Source organism: Neobacillus niacini, assembly GCF_036961885.1.
GTDB classification, from domain to species: Bacteria; Bacillota; Bacilli; order Bacillales; family Cytobacillaceae; genus Neobacillus; species Neobacillus niacini_H.
The window spans coordinates 1-4,264 of sequence record NZ_JBALNQ010000098.1 but is presented as its reverse complement, the minus strand read 5'-3'; the positions used below and the strand labels follow the sequence as shown (position 1 = coordinate 4,264).

Genomic DNA, 4,264 nt, shown 5'->3' with positions numbered 1-4,264 from the left:
ATCCTATTGTTTCTAGTTATATTAAATGTATTGATTTTTTTCCCTATTTCCTCTTTTATGCTAGTGTTTTGATAATCCTTTTGCACTGCACTTCCTCCGTTCATATTTTACTATCTTTAGCATAAATTGTATTATTTTGTATAATCATACCATAATTTCCATTAACCCTGAACACAACCCCCTTATAATTTACTTACGCACATTTCTGTTCTGAGATATAAGGACATGTATTATTACCCCCTTACTCTAACAATAGAGCGAAACTTTGTTGGCAAAACGGTAAAGAGACCACATTTGTAAAGGTTCAAACAACCTTTCTTCCCTCTAAAAGTATTTATTTTTTTAAATAATCCTCCACTCGACAAAAAATCACATTCTTAAATAGAAAGGGATACTATCTGGTTATTATCTTAAAGCAGACGCGGCCATTCTTATATATGTATGTCTTTTTACTCTTACCGTAACCGAAAGGGTTTGAAAATTTTCAGGTAAAGCCATACCAGAATACCCCGCATCCCCGATATAAAAAATATCTACTCCTGCTATTTTAGCGCTTAAAGCGATTGCGCGGATTGTTTCTTCGACTGCTCCTTCTTGGCTGGTGCCAATTACGGCAAGGGTTAATGGCCCTTTATTTTTAACGTTTTTTATTGCAAAGCAGTCGTCCATCTGGATGCATTCCGTATGCAATTCGGTAAATTTGTCTTCATAATTTGGAATCCAACAATACTCAAAACAATCCGGGTACTCCCTTAGCTCACCTATATGCTTCGCATTCTTATCATCTTGCAAACTAATCGCTTCACCCGTCAGGTTATCCTCCATCCTGAACCACTCCTCTTATACATTCGTAATTCTAAAGTTCAATAGAAAACGTTAACAAAGGTTTTCTTATAGTAAATTGTCTACTCTTGTAAAATATTGGACTATATTTCCATTTTACCAAAAGATATGTAGATCCCTATCAACCATTATTAAATTTAAAAAACTCCTGATTTATTCCTTCTACTTTTCTAGCACTTACGACTCAAATCTACATTCGGATATATCAATTAATCATTCCGTTTAAGTTTAAGAATTGTTAAGGAATTACAAAAAATAATCCCATCTCATTATTTGAGAAGGGATCATTCATAATTCAATACCTTAGAAAGGTCAACTAAGTGATAATACACTATCTTTCACAAGCAAAATTATCGTTATCTCTATCCATTTTAGATTGATAGGCTGGATGATCAGAAGCTACGCCATCTGGATATTTCTCTCTTAGTTCAGTACAATTGGCAAAGAGCTCTGCTCCTCCACTTGAAGCTGCAACTGCAGCTGCTTTGGCTTCTGTTTCTGCCTTTGCTTTGGCTTCTGCTTCTGCATTCGCTTTGGCTTCTGCTTCTGCCTTTGTTTTCGCCTCAGAACTCTTTTCCTCATTATTATCCTCTGCTTTTGAGGTTTTCGAACTTTCAGATGAACAAGCAACTAAACTAAAAATTAAAAATAAAGCAAATAAACCTACTAAATACTTTTTCAATACAATAACCCCTATAATACTTTTTCTATCCTTGTATAACCATATCATATATTGTAATATTTTGACTTATTTCAGAAAAAATTTAGTTATCATTTAAATATTTTACATTGAAAACCTAGTTTGCTAATTAAGCGATGCTGCTTTACTTATATGACACCTCCTTGGTTTTGGTATATGTATTATTAAATATATTTATATAGGTACATTTTAATATAACGTTTTAGTTTGCTATCTTAATATTTTTCAACGATAAAGGATTTTTGGGGATACGTGGCCAATCAAAATGGAGGTTTCCCAGGCTTTTGGTGAATTTTTATCAAATAAAGAATAGCCATATACATATTCAAATAAGCCAGAATGGGTTTGTTTTTTAATTAAAGTGGAGCAGTTACCAAAAGAGGAGGATTATTCAACATGACTTAACTAAAAAAAACCTTTACGCTTTGTACGAAGAAAATACATGACAGTAGCCATACTAGGTCATGACTACCGCAAGACTAAGGGAACCAATTAATCTTGGTGGATAAAACCATAAATTTTTTCAAATATGTGGAAGATATTCTTATGAACCTCGTTACTTCATTAGAGGTAGTGAGTAAACCTTATTAAATACAAAAGTGCCTGTTTACTGCAATCCCTTACGGGATTAAAGCAACTTTATTTCAAATAAATTAGGATTGGGGTTCTTGCACAGCAAGGTGCAGAACCCCAATCCTTCTTTCCCTCACCAATCTTCCCAGCAGTGATACCCGAAAAATTGCATATTTTCGGCTTATTAATAAACTTTGGTATTGAAGAAAAGCGCCCGATTGTTGAACATCACATTAGGCTATTGAATAGTATCGTTGTACTACGCAGCAAATGACTTGTTCTTTTATTTATGATCTTAAACTTAAGCATCCGTTAGTTCAAATAGAATCGTCACAAACTCTCAAAGAGTAATGATAAGATAACGACTATAATGAAAAAAAAGGTTAGACATCCTTCAATCTTATTTCCAATAGTGTCCTTTTCTTGATTATATCCACAAGAAAGGCAACGGGTGTTCCAGTAAAAGTTACCTTCGAAACCACCTCCTTTACGCTCTTTGTACGCAGTCTTCTCACCGCATTTTGGGCATATGTGTCTCTTTTTAGGAATATTATATTTATTCATACAGTATGTCCCCCATTATAGAAACAGGTTCTTTCCTCATATATTCGACAAAGTAAACAAAACTACTTCGTTACATCAATAAAATTCAACAAAAAGAAGCGTTAATCCTTCTTGGATCAACGCTGCCGTTATGGACGATAACAAATAATTATTTAAGCATAAGCAGTTTAGAAGCATTCTCTTGAACGATTGAATATACTCGTTGGTCGCTTGGTCTGTCACTATCTTTAAATCCATTTATTTTTTCAATCCAATTGCTAACACCTGTTATAATAGCTATGCAATATTTTTCGGGATTTATATATACAGTTTTACCTACTTGATGAAAAATGAGATTAGGGTCATTTTTTAACTCGACATTTTCTATATTTAAAATTTGATCTTTATATTTTTCGTACTTACCTGTACCACTTTGAACATCTTGTGATGATAAATTTCCATTACCATCGTGCAGAAAAGCACATCGTAAAGCGTATGCGTTTACTCCTGAAAAAAAGACGTGTGTATGTAGCTCAATATCTTCTGGTTTTAAAGGTGGTCTATTTATCCATTCTACTAAGGTTTTAGCAATATATCCCTTTCTACGACTTAGCGTAGGTTGATACTCTTTAACATAATTATTAAACCATTTTATATAATTTGCATTACCTCTTTTACCTTCTAAGGATGTACAAATATCAGGTAACGTACAAGCACACATCACCGACAAAATCCAGTTTTCCTCTTTTATTCCAGATTCTAAAGCTTTAATGAAAGGCATAAAATGCTCCTCTACATTCATCATCAATCACCATCCTTAAGTATTGTATTCTATGTGATATATTAAATTACCTTCTCTGGTTCGCTGAACATCGATTTCGGTCAGAACTAGGATGACAAACTAATTTTGCTGCTTTAATTGCACATCCTCCATACGTTATCAAAGTCTCAACGGCCACTTAACTTCCGCCCTATCAACTCACTGCAATTGAGCTAACCTGCAACGTTACTCCAATAAGAAAAGGGATAGCAGCTGCGATCCCCTGTTCAACTCTTGCACCCGTTAGCTTATGTACATTTCTTTAAAGAGAATCGAATATCGACATTATTAATAATATTGAGCACAAAAATTCCACTTTTTAATCAGGAAGCTTGTCCAATCTAAAAAGCCTTAAAATGAATAGATTATGGTGTAATCAAATTATTAGGAGGCAAAAAAAATGGTTCTGAACACTAACGACAAAGACGTTAAGCTTGAGGATAAAGAATTTTTCAATAATAAGGTAGAAAATGCCCAAACGGAATTTCAAGGATTAGTGATTAAAAAATCACACAATATTGAAGTTGTTCAAACTGAAGCACAAGGTTTAGTATTGGTACAAGCATCACTTAAGGCTGCAATTGAAGCAGTTATAGTTGTCTTGGGTAAAGATGATACTGATGTGAAAAATTTAGAAAAAATTTCTCAATCTATCGAAAACAATCAAATACAACAACAATCAATTCACATTGAAGAATCAGATGGAATAAAAGTGACTCAAACGGAACTTCAATTTGAAACTGTAGTTCAAGCAGTAGTGAAACTTTTAACACAATTAGTTGTAA

General features: G+C 33.5%; 2 protein-coding genes and 2 pseudogenes. 1 reads left to right on the top strand and 3 read right to left on the bottom strand.

Annotated elements, in window-relative coordinates:
- Nucleotides 1-405 precede the first annotated feature (405 nt).
- The 3 genes and pseudogenes from V7124_RS25985 to V7124_RS25975 form a co-directional block, all read right to left on the bottom strand.
- Nucleotides 406-651: pseudogene (locus V7124_RS25985) on the bottom strand (DUF7916 family protein); the annotation flags it as partial.
- Between the two features lie 523 nt (nt 652-1,174).
- Nucleotides 1,175-1,309 (bottom strand): annotated as a pseudogene (locus V7124_RS25980) (excalibur calcium-binding domain-containing protein); the annotation flags it as partial.
- Between the two features lie 1,519 nt (nt 1,310-2,828).
- Nucleotides 2,829-3,464, bottom strand: a complete 636-nt coding sequence (locus V7124_RS25975) for a hypothetical protein (RefSeq protein ID WP_335494812.1) — start codon at nt 3,462-3,464, stop codon at nt 2,829-2,831.
- A 415-nt stretch (nt 3,465-3,879) separates the two neighbouring features.
- Here V7124_RS25975 and V7124_RS25970 point away from each other — a divergent pair.
- A partial coding sequence (locus V7124_RS25970; RefSeq protein WP_335494810.1) for a spore coat protein occupies nt 3,880-4,264 on the top strand: 385 nt, incomplete at its 3' end.